Genomic DNA, 23,856 nt, shown 5'->3' on the forward strand with positions numbered 1-23,856 from the left:
CCTGCAAAAAAAATAAGTTTTTTATAAAAAAAATTTTTATAATCATTTTTTCTTACACAAACAAAAGAAGAATAGTTAACTTCCCACTAAATATTACTTTTTTTCCATATGTAGTGAAAATAAACATTAATACAGCTAGAAATAGTTTGTGAGATTTACTACTATTTAATTTATAAACAGCAAAAAAGCTTGTAAAAAAAAAGCTTTCAGAGTGTAGACAAACCCCTTTTTCAAAATTAAACTTGTTGAAAAAGGGGTTTTTTATACTTTTTATTAGTACATTTAGTTGGAGATTTAAAGAAAAGGCACTATATCTTGATACTAGTCTTCGCATAAAAAATAGCTGTCGACTTTGTCGACAGCCTGAAAGCTTGTAAAAAACAAGCTTTCAATGTTCAATATTTAGCCAACCTATTAAATCCTATTGCACCTCAGAAATACTTTTTAATTCCTTAATATTTGTTCGCATATGATTCATTATTTCATTGTATCTCATTTTGCCATTTTTTAGATGAACATCATTTATATTTTCTAGAGACATAATTTTAAAATTACGATTATCACGATAGTAATTATAAGTAGGAAAAAAGCTTGGATTTACTAATTCAATTTTCACATTTTGATCAGTTTGAGTTTTAACTACATCAATCGTACCCATGCCACCAATTAACTCATAGATTTCATCTTGAGCTGATAGGTAATTTCCTAATGAGTAAAAAACGATTGATTTATTCCCCGTTTTTCCAGTAATCCATGCTGGCGGTTGCAGCACATGCGGATGATTTCCAATAATAATTTGCACTCCCATATCAGCCAATTGTTTTGCGAGATTCTTTTGGCTATTGTTCGGCATTCTTTCATATTCAATCCCCCAATGCATGGCAACCACTACTATATCTGATATTTTCTTTGCCCTTTCAACATCACTACGTATTTTGCCAAGGTCGATCAAATTTACTAAATAACCTTTTCCTTTAGGAACGGGAATCCCATTTGTACCAAATGTGTATGCAAGAAATGAAAATCGAATATTATTTTTATTTAATACCCTAATTTGGTCACGATCTGCTTGTGATTTAAAAGCACCTGTATACGGCATATGAATAGCGTCCCAATGGGAAAGTGCACTTCGGATAATCTTTTCACCTCGATCAAGCGAATGATTATTGGCCAGTGTTACAAAATCAACCCCAGCACTTTTTAGTGCATCTCCAATTTCATACGGACTATTAAATGAAGGATACGTTGATAATCCAAGGTGCTTTCCACCTATCATCGTTTCTTGATTCGCTACTAAAATATCTGGTGTTTCCATCGTTTTTCTAACTTCATCAAACATCTTATTAAAGTTATATTCACCATTTGGTAGCATAGCATCTTCATAAACTTCATTATGTATTAATAAGTCACCCACAGCACCTACAGTCACCTTCGTTACTTCCTGATTTATTTTTTTGATAGGTTCTTCTTGCTCTTTAACTTGCTTTGTATTTTGTTTATTTTCGTTTACTTTGTGTTCTTCTTGATTATTTTTTGTACACCCGCTAAGTAAAGCAAAACAGCAGGTTACTACTACGATCATTAATTTTTTCATCTTTTTCTCTCCTGTTAAAGCGAGGTTCAATGGAATGCTTGGTAGAAGAAGAGATCAAAACAAACCGGAACCCTTATATAAATCATATTTTTACCTTCTCAACATTTAATACTCATTATAATCTTTAAAAACTTTAGTCTACCATTAGAGATTCCTACTTTCCTTCTTTTAACTTTTTCCATTTTTTTACAAACTTTATATTTTACAGTTTTCATTTAAAAATATCAACTAATATTAATCGTTCACTTTAATAGATTTTAAAAATTGAGAATTATTGGACTTTATTAATGTTGAACGATTAAAATAATAGCATGATTAACAACTTAAAACGTTGAAAGATAAGGAGAAAGCAATGGATAGATCAGAAAAGTTATTACAATTAAAGAAAGAAATTAGTCAAGTGATAATCGGTAAAGATGATGTCATTGAAATGATTTTCATCGCTCTTATTAATAATGGGCATATTTTACTAGAAAGTGTGCCTGGTACTGGAAAGACACAATTAGCTAAAAGCTTTGCCAAAACGATTAACGGTTCATTCAAAAGAATTCAATTTACCCCGGATTTATTACCTAGTGATGTAACTGGTATACAATTTTTTCATCCAAAAGAGCAAGACTTTCAACTTCGTATTGGCCCTGTTATGACGAATATTTTATTAGCAGATGAGATCAATCGTGCTACACCGAGAAGCCAAGCTAGTTTATTAGAAGTAATGGAAGAGCGCCAAGTAACAATCGATGGAGAAACAATTCCTCTACCAAATCCGTTTATTGTTATAGCAACCCAAAATCCTATTGAATCACAACAAGGTACGTTTCCATTACCTGAAGCACAGATGGATCGATTTTTTATGCAAATTAGTTTGGAATACCCTACATTTGAAGAAGAAAAAAGCATTATGAAGTCTTATCGTTCAAATACTCCATTTTCTAATTTAAAAAATGTACTAACTTTAGAAGAAATTAATGAAATGAAAGAACAGGTGAAAACAGTTACAATTTCCGAAGAAGTAGAGGATTATATTTTAAATATTATTCATTCTACGAGAAATCATGAAGATATACAACTTGGCATTAGTCCACGTGGCACATTGGCACTAATGAGAGCTTCACAAGGTAAAGCATATATAAACAATAGATCATTTGTCACCCCACAAGATGTAAAAGATGTTGCGATTTATCTTCTTTCACACAGAGTAGTCTTGACCCTTGAGGCATCTTTAAAGAAAAATGCTATACAAGTTATTGAATCAGTTTTAAATCAAGTTGAAGTTCCTTTAGAAGCTGGAGCTGGTCAATAAATGTATTGGAATAAAGAGTTACATGGTAAAAATTCACTTGATATCCTAATTATTTTTGGAGGCATATTTCTACTTATTAATTTCTATCAATCTTCCTATTTATTAATGTTTTTAGGAGGATTTTTAATCATCATTAGTTTGATGAGTCGATACTATTTAAAGCATGTTGCTAATCACCTGATCATCGAAAACGACAAGGAGCCCATTCGAGTTTCCGTCGGAGAACAGTTTAATTTTCCGATAAAGATCATCCAGAATCATTGGTTACCAATTATTAACGCAACAGTTCGAATTAAATTAGAACCAATCGTAGATAGTATAAATTGTAAGACTGTTAGTAGCGATTCAAATTTAGAACTAATTATCCCAATTCAACTAAAAGGTAACGAATCGATTCAGATTTCATTTCCACTTTCAGCTACTAAACGAGGTGTTACTAGAATTAAACAAGTAGAATTAAAAATTTCAAACTTTTTCAGTTTAGGCTACCTATATTTGACCTATAAACCATTTTTACATAAAGAAATTATTATTTATCCTACTTTAATTCCTGTACCTCAAATTGAGCAAATCATTTCAACTAACTCATATGGTAGTTTTGTAACAAATACTAGTCTGTTTGAAGATTTCCTGGCTCCGATTGGAACAAGAGACTATGTCTATTCGGACTCATTTCATCAAATCCACTGGAAAGCTAGTGCTAAGACCCAAGTACTTCAAACGAAAATTTATGAAAGAACCGCTGATTATTCTATTACATTTATTATAAATTTACGAGATACTCATCATGATCACTTTAGATTAAGTATAATTGAAAACATTGAATCAATTGCAAGTAATATTGCCTATCTAGTTCAATACGCTACAATAAAAAATATTAACTATGAAATATTTCTAAATTTAAACATGGAAAGTGGCGTTCCAGTTTATCATTTACCGATCGGTGGAGGTAAATCTCAACTAGGTAAAACATTTGATATACTTGCTCGAATAAATGGCGCAAGAATGACCCAGCCGGTCGATAGATTACTATATTACGTAGAAAAGCAACAACGAAAATCTCCTGTTGTTATTTTATGTGGTCCGTTCGGTAAACATGGAGATCGGTATTTTGCTCAAATGAGAAGACGAGGCCAAAGCATCTATTATCTACAAGATGATTTAGAAAATCCAACACTTGTTCCATATGGACAACATTAAGTCGAAAGGATCATGAAATGATTTTACGTCTACTTTCTATATACTTTTTTTCATTAGAATATCTATTACTCTATTTAATCGTTTTATTTATATATGAATCAAAAAATCATCTGCCACCTACTTTGGCAATCATTTGTATTTTTATCCTTGGAAATCTATTTTTACTTTACTCATTACGAAAGTCACAAGTATCACGGGTTATTCCATTTCTAGCAGCCATTATTTCTGGAGGACTTGGTTATACTCTTGGGTTAAATTCAGTTACATCTATTTTATGTGCTAGCTTTATCTTTTTTCGACTTGAGGCTTTTCTTGAAGACACTTCGCTATGGATGGAAGAACGAAATAAATTACAAATCATTTTTTATTTGTCGAGTTTGGTAGTCCTCTTTTTTGGCTGGACTTCACATTATTCTCATATGAACTTGATATTATGGATTCTAATCATATTCACAATTCTATTTAGTTTAGGTAGATACTTTCAGCAAGCTACCACTACACAAACCATTAAAAACTATCGAGGAATTATAGGATCAATCAGTATAGCTGTGCTGATTACCGGAATCATATCGTTCATATTACCTATTTTAAAGTGGGGCATTTTTAAATTATTAGACGGTTTATTTAGAGCGGTTGGTTTTTTAGGAACTCCTCTCTTTAACTATGTAGATCACATTAATATTAAAGAGAAAAAAATTAAGCTAGGTCAAAATTCAAGCGCTGAAGATAAAATCCCACAAAATACACGAAATCACCATTACATACTAGAATCCATTCCGACTTGGGTATGGCTATTAATACTGATAATCGTTTTAATCGTAATTTGGCTAGTCATCAGAAAACTTACTTATATACGTAACGAAAAACATACTGTCCAGCAGGAAATCAGCATCGAATATAATGCAATACCAGAACATCATAGAAAAAAAAGAGCCTTTTTCAAACACTCCGCCCCATCAGAGCAAATCAGAAAACTAATCTTCCAACTACAAAAATATGCATCTAAAAACAAACTGGGTCGACACAAAAACGAAACATTAAAAGAATGGTTGGAGCGAATACAAATACAAAATGAAGACGAACTAATCGACGCATATAACTCAGTTCGCTATGGGAAAGGTGAGATCAAAGATATTGAGAAATATGAAGTACAAGTCAAGAAAATAATGGAAAGGATTAAGAGTAAGGATAAGGAAGAAGTTTAAGAAGAATGGACCCAAACCATGTACTGGACTTGGTTTGGTTTTTTTTATAAATTTTTTTCGGTTCTAAAAATATCATTACTGCAAATAAGACTTGGCGGTATGAGGAACTATATTAGCATTTTGTCGTACCATTCTTTCTCATGAATCATCACAAAAAAACACAAACCATAAACTTAGATTTGTGTCCTTTCTTGCCACTGTATTTATTTTTTATTGTAAACTTTCGTACTGATTGTATATTTTTCGATGTTTTGCATGTGTGGGTCGTACCCGATGCCTGGTTTAGTTGGTACGGTGATCATTCCATTTTCTACGGTTACTTCTGGTTCGATTATATCTTCTGCCCAGTATAAGGCGGATGCTGCTGTGTCTCCAGGTAGAATGAAGTTAGGTAATGATGTAATTGCAATATTATGGGCTCTTCCGATTCCAGATTCTAGCATGCCACCACACCATAATGGAATTCCATTTTCCTGGCAAAGATCATGTATTTTTCTTGATTGAGTTAGTCCGCCAACTCGACCAATTTTAATATTAATAATTTTACAGCTTCCTAGTTTTATTGCTTTTCTAGCATCTTCAAGTGAGTGAATACTCTCGTCTAAGCAGATTGGCGTTTTCATTCTTTCTTGTAGGTCTGCATGATCGATGATATCGTTGTATGCAAGTGGTTGTTCGATCATCATTAAATTATAATCATCTAAAGCAATTAATTGATCCATATCAGATAATGTGTATGCTGAGTTAGCATCCGCCATTAAAGGAATTGTTGGATAAACTTTTCGTACTTTATCGATCAGTTCAATATCCCAGCCTGGTTTAATTTTTAATTTAAATCTCTTATAGCCTTCTGCAAGTCGGTTTTCGATGATGTTAATTGTTGAATCGATTGAATCTTGAATCCCAATGCTTACTCCTACTTCAATAGCCTCTTTAGTTCCACCTAAAGCAGTTGATAATGAGATATTTTCTTGTTTAGCATAAAGATCCCAAATTGCGCCTTCTATGGCAGCTTTAGCCATATAGTTCCCTCGAATATGCGAGAAATACTTTTCGGAAAGTTCGTCTGGATGGTTAATATCATTATTTAAAATGATTGGTATTAAATAATCTTCTAGAATATGCCAGTTTGTTTTTAATGTTTCTTCATTATATAGTGGATCAAGCATAGCAACAGATTCAGCCCAGCCTGATATACCGTCTTCGCTTATTGCTTCTAAAAGGATAAATTCACGGTCATATTCAGTACCAAAGCTTGTTGTAAATGGATGCAATAAATCTAGCTTCATATGGCGTAATATTATTTGTTTAATTTTCATTTCCAAACTCTCCTTTTATTTTCCTTTTTATTTTTTCAATACGTAAAAATGAACTGGTATTTCTGATTCAGAATTCTTATAAAATCCCGTAACTTTCCATCCGCTTTGAAATAATTTTTTAAAGCACTCTCTAGTCAGCATTCGCCACTGACTTGCAATTTTACTATTCGTTTCTCTAATTGTTCGGAAATCCTTTGGTACCGCAACGAAGGCTAGATCGTTTAACACATCTGTATCGTTTTGAATCGGCATTGGTATTTTGTCATTATTTTCTTCCCATGTTATAAGTGAGTTATTAACTGCTTCATCTAATTCAAAAGGTCTCAATTGCTCCTTTTCTTCTTCCCCTTTTGCAATATACCATTCGACTAGAAAACGGTCAGATGGAATTCCACTATTTAATAAGTCTTCCATTTCTCCATAGCAGTTTTCAATATACGTATTACAAACTCCACCTAACTTAGAAATATTTAAATAACCATTTGCTGTTTCTAAAGGATCATAAGTCCAAGTAATACGTTTATAACCGAGTTTAAGAGCTTCTTCTCGCTGGGCAATTTTAAGCAATTTTCCAATCCCCTTATTACGAAACTCTTGATCTATTCCTAGCATATGTGAACAAAGATAAACATTTTGCCCATCATAACCAGGAAAACTATATTGAAATCCGATTAGTTTATCTTCAAAGTATGCACCTAAAACTAAGCCACCATTTTTTGCAGCTGTAATTGTTTGATGCGTAGGAATTGAATCTTCATAACCCCAAATTTTAGATTCCAGTTCTCGTACTTGCCCCATTTCTTCGATTGAGTGTAGAGCACGAATCTTAATTTCAGTTTTCAATTCTGTTTGATTCATTTTGTTTAGCACGTCATTCACCCCTTCATTTTTCTTGTTCTGATGCTAATAAAACTGTTTGAGTTAAAATTTTCGCTCCATAATGAAGTGCTTCTAAATTAAAACTCATATGAGGGTGATGTAACCCCGGAGTTAATCCACATCCTAAACCGACCATTGTAGCAGCAATTTGAGGATATTTATTTGTATAGAAATGGAAGTCTTCACCTCCATTTGAAATGCATTTGGGCACTACGTTTTCAGATCCGATCATTTCAGCAATGGCTCTTTCGGTCATTTTTATTGCCTGTTCGTTTTGTACGGCCGCTGGAACAAACTCTTCCATAGACCACAAAATCTTAGCTTTTGTTTCAATCATCGTTTCCTCAAACACTTCAATTGTACGGGTATTTAATTCATTCATAATATCATTTGATTGCGCTCTAACATCAAGTGAAAACTTTAGTGTTTCTGGGATCGTATTTGATGCTTCATTTTCAGTTTGAATTTGGGTCATTTTAATTGAATATGGGATATCTGTATTTAAATTTATTTGCTTCAATTTATTTACGATTTCGGCAGCTACTTCAATCGCATTAATACCGTCTTGTGGTCTAGATGCGTGAGCCTGAACCCCTCGAATTGTACCTTTAATCGTTTCAGCAGAACCATGTATGATCACTGGAGATGCCTTTTGAAAAGGTACTTCTCTTTCTGGTCTTAAGTGTACGCCAAACAATGAAATGACATTATCTAATGCACCATCTTCCATCATTTGAAGGGCTCCTTCGCCCTTTTCTTCGGCTGGCTGGAAGATAAATCGAAGAGTATGTTTTGGCTTTATACCACTTGCAGAAATAGCCAGCGCTGCATATAAAACCATCGTACTATGAGCATCATGACCACATGAGTGATTTGGCTTTACAACACCATCAACTTCTTGAACTAATGCATCCATATCAGCTCTAAGCGCAATAACTGTTTCATTTTCTCCCTTAATTTCAGCAATAAATCCATAATGATTTTTAAACGTTTTGATTTCAACTTCTGCATCTTTTAATCGTTCTTTTAAATACTTTGCTGTCTTCTCTTCTTGCCAACTAGGCTCAGCTAACTTATGTAAATCCTTGTAAGTTTGTAAAATAGTTTCTTTATTAAAATCTAGATAAGATTGTGGATTCATAAGATTTTCTCCTAACTGTTTCTACTATTCTATAAACACTTCATAGGTAGAATAAATTTTTTCCAATTTTTGTTGATACATTTGAATTCTCTTTTGGTCTTTTTCATATAACCCGGCAATCACTAAATTTAATAGACTAATAACGGATGCGATTGAGTTAGAGCCACTTTCTACATTTTCTTCCGTCGTTAGAACAATATCTGCAATTCGTCCAATTGGTGATAATAATCGATCAGTAACTGAAATTAAACTTACACCATTTTCTTTCGTGCATTCTGCAATTGTGAGTGTTTCCTTTGCATACCTTGGAAAAGAAAATGCAACGACAACCGATTTTTCTGTTAAATTGCAAAACTTTTCATAAAAGTCACCTGCTGGAGAACAATACAATACGTTACCTCTAATTGAGCTTAACGTATTTGAAAACCAGTATGCAGCTATATGGGATACTCGATGGCCAACTATTAACACTTGATCTGCAAAAGTAATTGCTTCAACTGCTTTTGAAATTTCATTCATATTCGAAGGTTGTAATAAATTTCTTAAAATATTTACTTCATTTTCGATAATTTTTGTATAAGTATTATGTCCTTCTGCATTTTTAATTTCTTCTTTTTCTTTTAAATAATCAGTTTTATTTAAATGAAGAAACTCATTTTGAATTGATAATTGCATATCACTGAAGCCTTCAAATTCGAGTGCATATGAAAGACGAATGACCGTAGTTTCACTTACTTCAACTTTTTTTCCAATTTGATAAGCAGTTTTAAAGGCACACTCCTCAAGATTTTCAATCATATAAGTGGCTACTTTTTTTTGCCCTGGTGATAATTGGGAAAATTTTTCCTTAACTAACAATTTAAAATTAGGTCGCTCCATTATTTTTAATCCTCCAATATTGAAGTTTATCCTTCAATTATTTTAAACGTTGCAGTTAATCCTTCTTTTTCTTATACATTATCATATCCATAAATGAGGAGCAAGGAAATTTAGAAGTAAGTTTTTTATACTTTTATCCTAATAAATATTTTTGGTTTGTAGTTAACTGCCCTTACAATTTACCTCAATTTGAATTAACTAAAATAGGACTACTATTGAAAAAATTTCAATTCTGTCACAAGCCATAGAACGTGTATACAATTAGTTTTCAAGCGGTTTAAACGTTATTTGTATACCCTATAACCAAGGAGGGGAAAATTTGAAAGTCTTAATAATCTGGCGTCTCTTAACAGTAGGTGGAGTAAATGCTGGCTGGAGGAATCGTTCAATTTATTTTAAAAAGTTTGGAATTGATACTGAGTTTTTATACACAACTGATCATGGTGGATTACACATAATGGAAGATATTGCACCTGTCTATTTAACGAAGGACGAAAACGAAATTATTGATATCATTAAAAAGAATGCATATGACGCAATCATTGTAGTAGATACAGGTTCAGCGTATAAGTGGTTACAAAAAGCTAAATATAAAGGTCCAGTTATTGTAGAAGCACGTACGCCCGAGCTTCTTAAACTACAACCCCATTTAAAGAAATTCAGATCCATTGAACCCGTTTCTATAATTGTTCCATCAAATTATCAAAAAAGATTAGTTTCCATCTTAACAGATAATATCCCCATTAAAGTAATCTACAATGGTGTTGACACAACATTTTTCCATCCAATAGAACAAGATGAAATCGCCTATGAAAATAATCCAATCCTACCAAATAATAAAAAAATTGTATGCTGTATCGGTAGAGTGGATAAACGAAAAAACTGGCCAATGTTAATCGAGATTGCAAAGCTGATAAAAAGTGAACGGTCAGATATAGAAATTTGGTTAATTGGAGGAGCTCAAAGTGTTCAGCGTGAGGATTTTGCATTAACTTGGAAAGAAGAAGGACTAACCGATATCATTAAATGGTTTCCAGTTATTCCATATCAACAAATGCCCCATGTATACGCAAAAGTACTTCAATCTGGTGGTTGTACAATCGCAACTACAAAAGTAGAATCATTTGGGAATACCTTTATTGAGTCTATGGCATGTGGAGTGCCTGTTGTTGCTTCTAATATTATGCCTATTTCAGAAATCGTTCTTCAAGGTGAAACAGGTATGCTTTTTCGAGGACATGACGTTAAAGATGCTGTAAAAAAAATATATACAATTGTTGATAATAAGAATTTTCATCAAAAGCTTTCACAAAATGCAATCAACCATGTTGAAAAAAACTTTGCTATTCATAAAGTAGCTGATATTTATCGCGAATATCTTCTGAAATTTGATAAAAGCAAAAATAGTGATGTGATTCAAAATGATTGAACCTGTTTCCTATATTAAAAAACTAGAAGGAAAATCAAATGCTCATTTAATGACATTTAGTGATGGTAGAGATTATGTTGTGAAATATTTTAGGGCAGGTTTTGAGAAAACATTACCTAACGAATGGGTTGCATATTGTATTGCTAGATTTTTAGATTTACCAGTTCCTTTTGCTCAAATTGTTTCCATCCCTGAAGAATTTTCAAAAACAATACCGGGACTAGTTATGGAAGATATTCAACTTTCAAAGTTTCAATTTGCTTCTTTATATGTCCCCGAAACGTTAAATGGACACCAAGTTGGTTCCGTTCCTAGTATTATAAATAACAATCAGCTTGCAGGGATTATTTTATTCGATTATTGGCTCTGTAATGGAGATCGTACTCGAAAAAACATTTTACTTCGCGAAGAAAGTTTAGGTCAATTTAAACTTTGGATCATTGACCATGCTGAAGCATTTGGTTCCTATAGTTGGTTAACTACAGAGTTACTAACTTTACCTCAAAAGATTATGAAAAGTTCTACTCATCAATTCATGTCCCAATATATTAATAGTGAAGAAGAATTTAATGAACAACTACAGATTATTCAAAGATTCCCAGTACTGCTTTTAGAAGAAATAGTAGAAGTAATACCTGATGATTGGTTATTATCTAAAGAAGACAAAAAGGCAATTGTAGGCAGATTAGTAAATCGTAGAAAAAAAATTCTCCCTTATCTTAAACAGAAATTTGTCAAAACGATCTACCGTCCATTACATGAACAAAATGAATAGCATAATAAAAACGACNNGTCGTTTTTATTATGCTATTGAATTATGGACGGTTTACCAACAGGGTAATATTCGATTTTCATACAATCTCTTACTTTTTCTTCCTTCAGACAGTTTCTTCCGTCAAAAATAATTGGATTCTTCATCTTCTTGAATATGTTCGGTAAGTCAAGTTCTCTAAATTCTTGCCACTCAGTAATAATAAAAATTGCATCTGTATCCGTAACACATTCATTTATTGAACTAGCGAACGTTAAATTGCTACCTAGTATTTTTTTTGCGTTTTCAATTGCAACAGGGTCATATGCAATTACTTCTGCTCCTAACTCAGTTAAAGATTTTATGATAGTTATAGAAGGTGCTTCTCTCATATCATCTGTATCTGGTTTAAATGATAAACCTAGACATGCGATTCTTTTCCCTATTAAACTACCGAATCGTTCAATCGCTTTTTTTACGAGCAATTCACGTTGATTATTATTAATATAAATGGTTTCCTTTAGAAAACCGAATTCAACCCCATTTAACTCGGCTGTATGCAATAATGCTTTCACATCCTTTGGGAAACAAGAGCCACCATAACCTATTCCAGCATATAAAAATGCCTCACCTATTCGTTTATCTTTTCCCATTCCTTTCGCTACATCTTCTACATTTGCACCGAGTGCTTCACAAAGATTTGCAATTTCATTTATAAAACTTATTTTGCTTGCTAAAAATGCATTGGATGCATATTTGATCATTTCTGCACTTCGAATACTAGTTATTAAGATTGGTACATTTAATGGTTTATATATTTCTTCAACAATTCTAGCGGACTCTTGATTATTACTACCTATAATGATTCGATCTGCTTCCATCGTATCCTTTATTGCGGAGCCTTGTCTTAGGAACTCTGGATTTGAGACAACGTCCACTACAATTTCTTTACTGCAATTTTGTTGAATCATTTCCTTTACTAGTTCATTCGTTCCAACTGGAACAGTACTTTTTATCGCAATAATTACGTCTTGTTTAATATTTTTTGCAATATCAATCGCTGCACCCTCAAGATAGGATAAGTTTGCGGAGCCATCTTCCCTTTGAGGGGTACCTACTGCAATAATAATTACTTTCGCATCTTCTAACCCCTTATCATATGAGGTTGTAAAGGATAATCTTCCTGACTGTATATTATTAGCTATTAACTCCTCAATTCCTGGTTCGTATATTGGAGAAATACCTGCACATAAGTTTTTTATTTTAAGTTCATTTATATCAATACAAGTTACCAAGTGACCAATCTCTGCTAAACAGACTCCTGTTGTTAAACCGACATAGCCCGTACCTAATATCGAAATTTTCAAGTCAATCCACTTCCTGATTCTTCATATTTAGAGCATGATCAGATATGACCTCATTTAAAAAAGTAATTACCTCATCTTTTATATCTTCTCTATTAATCGCAAAATCAATTGTAGCCATTATAAATCCGATTTTATTTCCGATATCATATCGTTTACCTTCGAAATTGTATGCTAACACAAATTGATTTTTATTTAATTCATTAATCGCATCGGTTAATTGTAATTCACAACCTTGTCCCACAGAAATCGTAGATAAAATATCAAAAATCTCTGGAGTAAGAATGTATCGTCCCATAATTGCATAATTTGATGGGGCATCTTTCAATTTTGGTTTTTCTACTAGGCACTCTACTTGAAATAGATTTGTATTTGCATCGTAAGTACTTTCTTTTTGTTTAATAACGCCATATTTGCTTACCTCTTCATCAGGAACATTCTGAACAGCAATAACCGGGGCATTATATTTCTCGTATACATTAATAATTTGCTGTAAGCAAGGTGTTGTAGACATTACGATGTCATCCCCTAACAAAACAGCAAATGGTTCATCTCCTATAAAACTCTTAGCACATAAAATGGCATCCCCTAATCCTTTAGGTTCTTTTTGACGAACATAAAAGATTTTCACCATATTAGATATTTTCTGCATTTCTTCCAAAACAGTTAGCTTGTTTTTTCGAGATAATGATTCTTCTAGTTCATATGATTTATCGAAATGATCCTCGATTGCTCGTTTACCTCTACCACTAATAATAATGATTTCTTCAATTCCAGAAGCTACTGCTTCTTCAACGATATATTGAATAGTTGGTTTATCAACTATAGGTAACATTTCTTTTGGCAACGCTTTTGTAGCTGGCAAAAAACGAGTCCCGAGACCAGCAGCGGGAATAATAGCCTTGCGGATTTTCATTTAACTTGCCTCCAAACATTTGTTCATTATACTTTATATGTAAATGAAGGAGGACTTGTCACCATATATACCTATTATGATTAGAAAGTTTATCTTTACCACATCATCAAACAATCATTTTCAAATGAAAAAAGGCTATCTCAAAAGTCTTATGAGATACCCTCTTTGATCGTTAGACACATTCCTCAGGAAATATGATTGTTTAACTAGTTCTAGCTCTATGCAATTCAGTGACGCTAGGAATTTTCTTTAATTTAAAAGGTTCTGATTTTGCAGTGTTAGCTAGATTATTCGATCTATTTTCTACACTACTTACTTCATCTAAAGATGATCCTTCGTTTAGGATTAAATTTGAGGTTTCATTATTTACGACCTGATCAGTTACTCTTCTAATTCGTCTTAATACTCTTGGTGTCGTATTAATTGGAAATTCTGCGACTACTTTTTCTTTAGGAACTGATTTTGCTTTCTCTACTAGGACTTTTAGCATTTCTTCAATAGAATTTATATCGGACTGAGTTACCGATTCTGATAAACTTTCTGTAGATTCAACAGTCGGTTCGATTACTTCAGGTATATTATTTTCTACATTCAACTGTGTAGTATTTTGTACTGCAGTTTTAAATAATGTTTGAGGTTCATATTGTTCTAATTGTTCTGGTGAAAGTGATGAAGCATATTCTGTTTGGCTCCATGTAGATAGTATTTCATTTGCTACACGACTCCATAAATACTTAGTAACTGCAAGTTCTCTACCTTTTATTCCCATATTCTTCATTAGTGTTTTGTTTGATAATATTTCTGAGATTTTTGTGGCGAATTCATCTGGATCAACTGGATTTTCTACGATTAAACCATTCTCACCTGGAATAATGACTTCAGGATTTCCACCTCTGGCAGTTGTTACAATTGGAAGGCCTGCTGCCATCGCTTCATAATGAACCCTTGCAAGAGGTTCTTGCCATAATGAAGTACATACAAATAAATCTGCTACTGCAAACCAGTTGTGTATTTCAAAAGGTGATACAAAACCTGTTGTAATAATCGGTACATCCTGTTTTTTGGCAATTGCACGAATATAAGCAACATAGTCTGTAACATTATTTTGACTAAACCAATTGCTTCCTACGATAACTAAAGCTAGATCTTTGAAGGTTTTTGAAAGGGTTGGCAATGCTCTTATTAGACGGTCAACCCCTTTGTTTTCTGAAAGTCTGCCAGCAAATAAAATAACCGTTTTATTTTCTAAACCAAACTCTTTTCTAAGTGCGTTTCGTGTACTAATCATTTTAGGATCATTACCAGGTAAGAAGCGGTCAGAATCAACCCCCGAGTAGATTGTTCTGATTTTATTAGCACTTTGAGGATAAAGTTCACGAATAACATTTCCTACATAATCACTTACCGTAACGATACTAGAAACTTCTTCTAATACTAAATTCGCTTCATCAACAGCAATTTTCCCAATATTAAACATGTCATTATGCATACTTAATGTGATTTTTGAATTTGGTGCTACTTTTCTAATCGGAAGGACAAGTCGTGGTCTGTTAAAAATGTGGATTAAATCAAATTGGTTTCCTTTAATGTATTCAACTACGCCTTCACGATATAGTTCTAGTACTTTACCTGGTACACGGACATAATGAACACCATCAATTGTTTCTTCATCTGGTAATGATGGATCATTGACACCTAATACGGTTATATCGTGTACTTTACTTAAATAAGGTAAACTTCCTGCAATATAAGTTTGAATCGCACCACCTAAAACTGGAGGTACTGGTAGGTTTTCGGTACATACCATTAATATTTTCATTCTTTTCCACTCCAGTCGTTGCGAACTTCATTCAATGTTGCCCACTTTGACTGCTCTAAGTCAACGATTGATTGAATTAATTGTTTAGTCGATTCACCTAAAAATAATTCTGGTTCATAAAGTACTTCTTTAATGTTTTTATAAAACTCATTTGGCATTGAAAAATCTATCATTAATACTTCATATAATTCTTTTGAAATTGGATTTGCTTCGTGATATGCGTTAATCATTTCTCTTACCCATGTTACATCCCAAGCGTATAAATCAGACATTGTACCAGATATTAGTTTTCTAAGATCACGAATTGGCAAATCATATGCCACCCCGTCCAAATCAATAATCCACATTCCATTTGGACCCATTTGACCATTTGACCATCCGTAATCTTGGTGAACTAATCCCCAGCTTGCATTGCCCTCATTCACCATATTAAAGTAATTAGAATTATTTAAGTCTTCCATACTCTTTCTTGCTTGTTCTTGAAATAGATCTACTACATTTAATAAATCCTGACTAGCAGGCATTTCTTCATATGCCAAGGCAATTGTTCTAAACCAATTCATTTTGTTATATATTTTTTCATAGCTTTTTGGCCATTTGTGCAATCTTGATGCAACTTCTGCTTGAATTGGTGGTTCATACCCTTTACTTAAACGATGAAACTCACCAAGTGCATAGCATAGCTGCTTAGCACCTTCTAAATCTTTCGAAACTGGTGCCAACTCTTCAATCCATTCTGCAATGAACCATAGCTTTCCACCAGCTTCTACATATTCCTCTCCATCTCTAGTTCGAACAATGCTTGGAACTCTAGCCTGTTGAACTTCAACTAAATACTTCTGAGCCCCTAGACTAAACATACTTCTAGTAGGTCTTCTGTGTAAAAGCTTAAAACTTTTTGGACCCTCGTTTGTTTCAATTTTCCAAATCGCTCCGCCTTTGTCAGCTTTTGTTGTAATTACTTGCATACTACTTACTTGAAGGTCATAAAACTTAAGTACTTCAAGTCCAATTTTTTCAATATATTCAGGCACATAGAATTCATCATGAATAAGCTCATCGACAATCCATGGTTCAATTAATATATTATTCAATTTCTCCCTCCTACGTTTAGAGCCCATAAAAAAATTTCACATTTCTTTTTTAAGAAATGTAATATACAGTTACTAATATACTTTTATTGCTCTTAGTGTATTAAGACCTAATGTAATAATATGATTTTGTCCAAGTTTTGTGAGGGTATATGTGTATTCTATTAAAAAAGTATTTTCCCTAAACTAGTTAAATACATATTTCTATTTGTATTCGAACTTTGTCCCCTTCTCCATCATATGATATTCCAACTCTTGTTAGATAAGGAGGTTTTTAACATTAAGAAAGCTAATACTATGCGCATTCTAATCACTGGATGTGCAGGATTTATTGGATTTCATCTAAGCAGACGTCTATTAGAAGAAGGTTTTTTGATCATTGGAATAGATAATATAAATGATTACTATGACAGACGTCTAAAATTTGATAGATTGGAACTTTTAAAGAAATATGAGCATTTTCGTTTCATAAATGGTTCAATTCATGAAATGGAACTACTAGATCAGCTCTTTGTGCAATATAATTTCGATCTAGTCATTAATCTAGCAGCACAAGCTGGAGTGAGATATAGCTTAGAAAATCCAGGGTCATATATCCAATCAAACCTTGTAGGTTTTGCCAATATATTAGAGTGTTGTAAAAACCATCAAATAAAACACCTCATATACGCCTCTTCTAGTTCTGTTTATGGTAATAATAAAAAAACTCCCTCTTCAATTAATGATCGAGTTGACCAACCAGTAAGTTTATATGCTGCCACAAAAAAATCAAATGAATTAATGGCATATTCATATAGTCATACATTTAACCTACCTACTACTGGCTTACGTTTTTTTACGGTCTATGGACCATGGGGTAGACCCGATATGGCATTATACAAATTTGCTAATTCAATCATTAACGGAAAACCAATAGAAGTTTATAACTATGGAAATATGAAACGCGATTTTACTTACATTGATGATGTAGTTGAATCGATTGTAAGAATCATTAAAAATGGACCACCTAAAGAATCTTCTTCGTATTATAAGCTTTATAATATTGGTAACCATAGCCCAGTAAAATTAAATTATTTTATAGAGATTCTAGAAAAGGAACTTCGTAAAAAAGCAAAAATACAATTCATGCCAATGATTCCAGGCGAAGTACTTGAAACATATGCTGATATTGATCAACTTATAAATGACATTCAATATAGTCCAACTACTTCCATTGAAGACGGTATTGCCAAATTCGTTGAATGGTTTAAGGAATATAAAAAAATAGAGTAAAACTTATATAAAAAAGAATAAAAATGAAACTAACCACAAGGATTAATTTTCCATGTGGTTTATTTGTCTAATGTAGAAAATATTTTAAAACTATTACTAATCAGCCCAAATTAAAGGCCCACTGCATATAAATTAGTCGGCTGATTCCGATCCTCACTTAGCATTTGAATATAATCTTCATTTAATTGATCGGTTAAATAATCTCTATAATGCCAAATTGATAATAAGCATTGTTTAAACTTTTCAATAATACCAAGATTTTCAACTTTTCTAGCTACCTTTATTAAATCATTTAGCCCTTCTATATACTGCTTATTTTCACATTTTAAAAGTGATTGTGCGTAACAGAAATCCAAATACAATTGTTGTTTATACAAGTTTGTACTATATGCCATTTCATGAATTACTTTTTCATGCTGATTGATTAAAGCTAAAGCATCTTCTAATCTTCCTAATTTTACATAGGTTTCAATAATTCTCGGTATACCTACATATAAATCATCTCGATCTTTTATCCAACCGTAGTACTCGTCAACATACTGTAATTTTCCAAAATCAAGGAATGTTACATAACGATTACCGATTGCAGCCTCCGCAAAAAAATCATTAATCTTACTATATTTCTTTATAATGTCAAGCACTTCATCGATTGAATTACTTAACCTATTTAAAGCAAAGCCTTGGTATACTAATGCATAACCAAAATGTTTTTCATTTTTTGCCATTTTTTCTAAACGCTTCGCATAATGAAGAACTTTGTCCCATTCTTTTAACATATAGTAAGTAGCCGTAATATATAAAATTGTCAGTTCCTGAAAATCATCTGGCATATAGCTCACATATTCTAAAACATGGACAAGGGTAGCTGGTCCTTCCTCCGATAATCTATTTAAATAGTACTTTCTAAAATAACTAATAGCGACCTCTTCTGCTGTTTGATCTGGCATGTGATGAATAATGATTTCATATAAAGGTAAAGCCTCATTCTCTTTCCCTTTTGCAAATAACTTTTCAGCAATCTCAAATAAATTTTGTAAATTTTTAGTCCGTATAGTCTTTGATTTTTCTTCTAACATTTCAGATATGATAAAGTTTAATTCTTTTTTAAATCCCTTAATTGCACATTTATAAATAAACGCTACACTTCTTCGTTTATCTAAATACCGTTTCTGATTAAAGCATAATTGTGTATAGCTCGAGTAAAAATATCCTTCTGTCAAACCAAACGCTTCTGTAATTGCATCTAAATAATGCAAAGAAAGCGGCTTTTTATTATTAAATACTCTACTTATATCACTAATATGGATTCCAGAATATTTAGCTAAATCAGCTTTATTCCAATTTTTGTCATTCATAAATGTAAGAAAATCATATAGAAGTATCTGATTCATAAGCCTTCCTCTCCATATTCGGTAATCATTATTTTAATTCTTCGTCCCCAACCTTTTGTCTAGATAAAAAGCGGACAACTAGGTATTATCACATATTTTCTATTAGGTTAATTATACTATTTTGTCATTTTTTTAAAATAAGAAATATTCAATAATTTAATTAAAATTAGTTAATGATTTATCTATACCGTCTCATTGGCTAAAGTTTTATTTCAGTGAATATATTACTTTCCCAACTCTTCTGCATGCTTTTCCTGTAATGGGAAATAATACCTCTATATTTTATAAATTAGTTAATGGGGATGTTTTAATGTTAAAAAAGATTATTTCATATATACCTGAATATCCAATTTTCATTCAAGCTTTTGTTACCTTTATCATTCCTGTAGGTTTATCAAAATTTTTTAAATGGGTTCATTTTATGGAGAAAGAGTGATTTAAATGAAGCGGTGGAGATCCGATAAAAGTTCAGAAAACAGGACATCTCTAAATAATGAAGCTCAAAATAATGATGAGAACTTATCTAATGATCTACAAGTAAATTTGGATTGGATTTTTAATGAAATTGGACAGAATTCTGATGTTAAATTTAGAGAATTTCTATTAGGTGAAACAGATATTCAAGGTGCAATTATTTTTATTGATGGCTTGGCAAACGCGGACTTAATTCAAAGACATATATTGGGAGAATTAATGACTGGAATTACGACCATTGCCACCAATCAAATAAGTAATGGGCAATCTGTAAATTTAGAAGAAATTAAAAGATGTATTAAAGATCAATCACTCACTGTTTGTACAATAGAAGAAATCAGTACTTATAAAAAATTAAAAACAGATGTTCTATTTGGCTCAATTGCTCTGTTAATAGATGGTATTTCTGAGTGCTTTTTACTAGGTGAAGCCCTTACAAAGACAAGAGATATAAAGGAACCTGATTCTGAGGCACTCGTTCGTGGACCGAGACTTGGATTTGTTGAATACTTAGCTGATAATACAGCCATGTTAAGACGTGCCGGAAAAAATCCAGATTTAACAATGATTGGTTATGAAGTTGGTGAGGTTTCAAAAAAACAATTAGTTATCGCATATATCTCAACTATTGCGGATTCTCAGCTCGTTGAAGAAGTAAAAAAAAGAATTAAAAGAATTAAAATTGATAGCCTTCCTGATTCTGGTTATATTGAACAATTAATAGAAGATGATTATTTAAGCCCGTTTCCTCAGATTCAAAGTACCGAACGTCCAGATCGGGTTATGAGCGCTTTAATGGAAGGAAGGGTTGCCATTTTATTAGATGGTTCTCCATTTGCGCTAATTGCACCTGTAACTTTTCAGATGTTACTTCAATCTCCTGAGGATTATTATGAACGATGGATCGCAGCTACTTTAGTTCGATTATTACGATATTTAGCTTGTTTTATTTCATTGTTTGGTCCATCTTTATACATTGCATTTATTTCATTTCACCAAGGGTTAATTCCTACAAAGTTAGTATTTCATATAGCAGCCACTAGAGGAGGAGTACCATTTCCACCACTAATTGAAGCACTAATAATGGAGATATCGATTGAGGTATTAAGGGAAGCTGGGCTTCGCTTACCGAAACCGATTGGACAATCATTAGGAATTGTTGGAGGATTAATTATTGGTCAAGCCGCAGTTGAAGCAGGCATTGTGAGTACAATCATGGTTATTGTCGTTGCAGTAACTGCCATTTCCTCATTTACTTTACCACAATATAATGTTGGAATTGCGCTACGTATGCTTCGTTTTATATCCATGCTTTTTGCAAGTGTATTTGGTTTATATGGCGTTATTTTATTTTTCTTACTGCTTTGTAGTCATTTAGTAAAACTCAAAAGCTTTGGTGTTCCTTATCTAAGTCCCGCTGCTCCAACTCGATTTAGTGATTGGAAGGATTTCCTAGTTAGAGCCCCAATATTTATGATGAAAAGACGTCCAAAAAGTTTGCAAGCTAAAAAAACAAGAAGGATGAACTAGCATAAGAAAGGAGGAGTACATGATTATGGTTCCAAAGCCTATTGATCAAATATCGACGAATCAAACTGTGATGCTGATCGTAAATTTTATTTTTGGTGCAGGTATTTTATTATTACCAAGAAGTGTTACAGCTAAAGTAAAAACGCCAGACGGATGGATTTCAGTTATCATATCTGGCTTGCTCATAACCCTTTTAGTCTTTTTACTCGTTATGTTGTGTAAACAATATCCGAACGAAACATATTTTCAATTTACTCAAAAAATTATTGGTAAATGGTTAGGAATTCCATTAAGTATCATTATCATTATTTATTATATTTCGCTTTCAGCATTAGAGGTTCGAGTAATGGCAGAAACGACTAGGTTGTTCTTACTACAAGGTACTCCTACTTGGGCTATATTAATCCCTTTTTTGTGGATTGGTTTATATTTAGTACTCGGTGGAATCAATCCAATCGCAAGAATATTGGAAATCATTTTCCCAATCACTGTCTTATTTTTTCTATTAGTTATTTTTTTAGGATTAGGAATTATTGAAATTGATAACTTACGTCCTGTACTAGGAAATGGCATCAAACCTGTCATTAATGGACTCAAAACAACTTCCCTTTCATTTTCAGGTTTTGAGATAATTCTATTTATCTTTATGTTTATGAAGGATAAAAAGAAAGTATCAAAAACAATTATTCTCGGAATAGGTATTCCATTTATTTTTTATGCGATTACGGTTGTTGCTGTAGTTGGTGCTTTTTCAGTAGACGGTGTTTTATTGCAAACTTGGCCGGTACTTACATATATTCGCAGTTACGATATTCAAGGTCTTTTTGTAGAAAGATTTGACTCATTACTGCTTGTTATTTGGATTATGCAAATTTTTGCTACATATATCATTGCATATTATATTTGCACCCTTGGAATGGCCCAAATTTTAAATAAAAAAAGTCTAAAGCCGTTTCTTTTTGGTACATTACCATTTATTTACGTTATCTCAATGATCCCCAAAGATATTAATCAGACTTTTATAATGGCTGATTCAATCGGTAATGTTGCATTCTATTTATTTGGTATCGTCCCTCTTCTCTTACTAGTCATTTCGTTTGTGAGGAAAAAATTAAATGAGAAAGTATAAGTATAAGAGAATTTTAATCATTTCAATTTTTAATTTAAGCCTATTAATATTATTATCGGGATGCTGGAGTAGTAAAGCAATCGAGGATTTAAATATTATATTAGGATCTTCTTTAGATAAAGATGATAATGGAAATATAATATCGACACTACAATATGTAGTCCCTGAGGCAATGACAACAAGTTCAGGTGGTGTTAATCCCGAAAAACCTTATATAAATGTAGCCGGCGAAGGGATTTCCTTAGAACCTTCTGGATGGGAGACAACTTTAAGTAGGGAAGGATACATTTTTGGATCACATCAAAAATGCGTTATCATTAGTGAAGAACTTGCAAGAGAAATTGACCTTCGTGAGCTGACTGATTTATATTTCCGCGATATTGATCTTCGTGGAAGCACCTTAATTTTTATCTCCAAAGGGAAAGCTTACCATGCTTTAGAAACAAAAGAAAAAAATACCATCCCTTCAATACGAATTGTTGAAATTGCAAACCAATCATCAACTTCAGAAATTGTCACCAAAACACCGTTAATTAGAATTGGTGGATTAATGAACTCAGGCTCTAGCTTCCTCCTCCAATTATTAGAAACGACTGATAAAGGAGCGAAATTTTCTGGCGGAGCAATTTTTGGCAGTAAGAACAATAAAATGATTGGCACTCTTAATCCTCAGGAAGTATTAGGAATTAATTTGATATCAGCTAGGGTAAAAGGAGGTTCAGTTAAGGCATACATAAAAAAATCGGATGGACCCACTTGGTTTCAAATTGAATCAATGAAAAGTAAAATTACACCACATATAAAAGGTAACAAGATCTCTTTTGACGTAAAATTAGAGGCTGAAGGTAGAGTTGCAGAATATTGGAATCCTAAATTGAAACCCTTATTTAAAGAGAAGAACGTTAAAAGAGTAGAGAAAGCAACTGAAAAGGAAGTTACAAAAATAATAGAAAATGTAACAAACAAGCTTCAAAATGAATATAAAACAGATGTTGCTGGATTTGGAAACGAAGTAAGAATTCAAAATCCAAGAAAGTGGAAAAAAATGAGTAAGAATTGGGATGAATTATTTAGTAAAGCTAAAATAAACTATGATGTTAAAATTATTATCAGAGACTATGGAATGATAGGAAAGAAAAAAGCAAAATAAAAAATAAAGCTCGAATCCAT

20 protein-coding genes are annotated in these 23,856 nt (G+C 32.6%); 10 read left to right on the forward strand and 10 right to left on the reverse strand.

Going from position 1 to position 23,856, the window contains the following annotated elements:
• Positions 1–421: 421 nt before the first annotated feature.
• Positions 422–1,594 (reverse strand): CapA family protein, encoded by a 1,173-nt coding sequence (locus CN925_RS14000; RefSeq protein ID WP_098846840.1) that lies wholly within the window; start codon positions 1,592–1,594, stop codon positions 422–424.
• Between the two features lie 352 nt (positions 1,595–1,946).
• On the opposite strand from CN925_RS14000, the gene CN925_RS14005 reads away from it, so the two are divergent.
• Genes CN925_RS14005 through CN925_RS14015 form a run of 3 tightly spaced genes read left to right on the forward strand, consistent with a single transcriptional unit; the run spans position 1,947 to position 5,302 of the window.
• Positions 1,947–2,897 carry an AAA family ATPase gene (locus tag CN925_RS14005; protein WP_098846841.1) on the forward strand — a complete coding sequence of 317 codons (951 nt, stop codon included), beginning with the start codon at positions 1,947–1,949 and terminating at the stop codon, positions 2,895–2,897.
• Positions 2,898–4,097 (forward strand): DUF58 domain-containing protein, encoded by a 1,200-nt coding sequence (locus CN925_RS14010; RefSeq protein WP_098846842.1) that lies wholly within the window; start codon positions 2,898–2,900, stop codon positions 4,095–4,097.
• Between the two features lie 17 nt (positions 4,098–4,114).
• Positions 4,115–5,302 carry a hypothetical protein gene (locus tag CN925_RS14015; RefSeq protein WP_098846843.1) on the forward strand — a complete coding sequence of 396 codons (1,188 nt, stop codon included), beginning with the start codon at positions 4,115–4,117 and terminating at the stop codon, positions 5,300–5,302.
• 203 nt (positions 5,303–5,505) lie between these two features.
• Here the strand turns inward: CN925_RS14015 and menC are convergent, their stop codons facing one another.
• The 4 genes from menC to CN925_RS14035 are packed head-to-tail and all read right to left on the reverse strand — an operon-like array spanning position 5,506 to position 9,520.
• The gene (gene menC / locus CN925_RS14020; protein ID WP_098846844.1) at positions 5,506–6,621 is read right to left on the reverse strand and encodes an o-succinylbenzoate synthase; all 1,116 of its coding nucleotides are present in this window, start codon (positions 6,619–6,621) and stop codon (positions 5,506–5,508) included.
• Positions 6,622–6,648: 27 nt separating this feature from the next.
• The gene (locus CN925_RS14025; RefSeq protein ID WP_286138353.1) at positions 6,649–7,491 is read right to left on the reverse strand and encodes a GNAT family N-acetyltransferase; all 843 of its coding nucleotides are present in this window, start codon (positions 7,489–7,491) and stop codon (positions 6,649–6,651) included.
• A gap of 13 nt (positions 7,492–7,504) precedes the next feature.
• Positions 7,505–8,641, reverse strand: a complete 1,137-nt coding sequence (locus tag CN925_RS14030; RefSeq protein ID WP_098846845.1) for an amidohydrolase — start codon at positions 8,639–8,641, stop codon at positions 7,505–7,507.
• Positions 8,642–8,665: 24 nt separating this feature from the next.
• Complete coding sequence (locus CN925_RS14035) at positions 8,666–9,520, reverse strand: MurR/RpiR family transcriptional regulator (protein ID WP_098846846.1); 855 nt, start codon at positions 9,518–9,520, stop codon at positions 8,666–8,668.
• Between the two features lie 319 nt (positions 9,521–9,839).
• Between CN925_RS14035 and CN925_RS14040 the strand changes: the two genes are divergently transcribed.
• Together CN925_RS14040 and CN925_RS14045 are read left to right on the forward strand one after the other, a co-directional pair.
• Entirely contained in the window at positions 9,840–10,949 is a 1,110-nt protein-coding gene (locus CN925_RS14040; protein ID WP_098846847.1) for a glycosyltransferase family 4 protein, read from the forward strand.
• Entirely contained in the window at positions 10,942–11,724 is a 783-nt protein-coding gene (locus CN925_RS14045) for a HipA family kinase (protein WP_098846848.1), read from the forward strand. The genes CN925_RS14040 and CN925_RS14045 overlap by 8 nt, the downstream gene beginning before the upstream one ends.
• Before the next feature lie 32 nt (positions 11,725–11,756).
• Here the strand turns inward: CN925_RS14045 and CN925_RS14050 are convergent, their stop codons facing one another.
• The 4 genes from CN925_RS14050 to CN925_RS14065 form a co-directional block, all read right to left on the reverse strand.
• Positions 11,757–13,067 (reverse strand): UDP-glucose dehydrogenase family protein, encoded by a 1,311-nt coding sequence (locus CN925_RS14050; protein ID WP_098846849.1) that lies wholly within the window; start codon positions 13,065–13,067, stop codon positions 11,757–11,759.
• Position 13,068: 1 nt separating this feature from the next.
• Entirely contained in the window at positions 13,069–13,980 is a 912-nt protein-coding gene (gene galU, locus CN925_RS14055) for a UTP--glucose-1-phosphate uridylyltransferase GalU (RefSeq protein ID WP_098846850.1), read from the reverse strand.
• A 202-nt stretch (positions 13,981–14,182) separates the two neighbouring features.
• The gene (locus CN925_RS14060; RefSeq protein ID WP_098846851.1) at positions 14,183–15,799 is read right to left on the reverse strand and encodes a glycosyltransferase family 4 protein; all 1,617 of its coding nucleotides are present in this window, start codon (positions 15,797–15,799) and stop codon (positions 14,183–14,185) included.
• Positions 15,796–16,893, reverse strand: a complete 1,098-nt coding sequence (locus CN925_RS14065) for a CotS family spore coat protein (RefSeq protein ID WP_098846852.1) — start codon at positions 16,891–16,893, stop codon at positions 15,796–15,798. The genes CN925_RS14060 and CN925_RS14065 overlap by 4 nt, the downstream gene beginning before the upstream one ends.
• 294 nt (positions 16,894–17,187) lie before the next feature.
• Here CN925_RS14065 and CN925_RS14070 point away from each other — a divergent pair, with 294 nt between their 5' ends.
• A complete protein-coding gene (locus tag CN925_RS14070; protein WP_098846853.1) occupies positions 17,188–18,162 on the forward strand; it encodes an NAD-dependent epimerase in 975 nt (324 codons plus the stop codon).
• Positions 18,163–18,272: 110 nt separating this feature from the next.
• Here CN925_RS14070 and CN925_RS14075 read toward each other — a convergent pair whose 3' ends face one another.
• Positions 18,273–19,553, reverse strand: a complete 1,281-nt coding sequence (locus tag CN925_RS14075; RefSeq protein WP_098846854.1) for a helix-turn-helix domain-containing protein — start codon at positions 19,551–19,553, stop codon at positions 18,273–18,275.
• Positions 19,554–19,863: 310 nt separating this feature from the next.
• Here CN925_RS14075 and CN925_RS21605 point away from each other — a divergent pair, with 310 nt between their 5' ends.
• From CN925_RS21605 to CN925_RS14095, 4 genes are read left to right on the forward strand one after another with little or no spacing between them, the layout of a single operon-like run.
• Entirely contained in the window at positions 19,864–19,989 is a 126-nt protein-coding gene (locus tag CN925_RS21605) for a hypothetical protein (protein WP_098846855.1), read from the forward strand.
• 5 nt (positions 19,990–19,994) lie between these two features.
• The gene (locus CN925_RS14085) at positions 19,995–21,557 is read left to right on the forward strand and encodes a spore germination protein (protein WP_098846856.1); all 1,563 of its coding nucleotides are present in this window, start codon (positions 19,995–19,997) and stop codon (positions 21,555–21,557) included.
• Between the two features lie 19 nt (positions 21,558–21,576).
• Positions 21,577–22,686 (forward strand): GerAB/ArcD/ProY family transporter, encoded by a 1,110-nt coding sequence (locus tag CN925_RS14090; protein WP_098846857.1) that lies wholly within the window; start codon positions 21,577–21,579, stop codon positions 22,684–22,686.
• A complete protein-coding gene (locus tag CN925_RS14095) occupies positions 22,673–23,836 on the forward strand; it encodes a Ger(x)C family spore germination protein (protein WP_098846858.1) in 1,164 nt (387 codons plus the stop codon). The genes CN925_RS14090 and CN925_RS14095 overlap by 14 nt, the downstream gene beginning before the upstream one ends.
• Positions 23,837–23,856: the final 20 nt, after the last annotated feature.

Origin of the sequence: Bacillus sp. AFS055030 (assembly GCF_002574545.1) — a bacterium.
Classification (GTDB): domain Bacteria; phylum Bacillota; class Bacilli; order Bacillales; family Bacillaceae_G; genus Gottfriedia.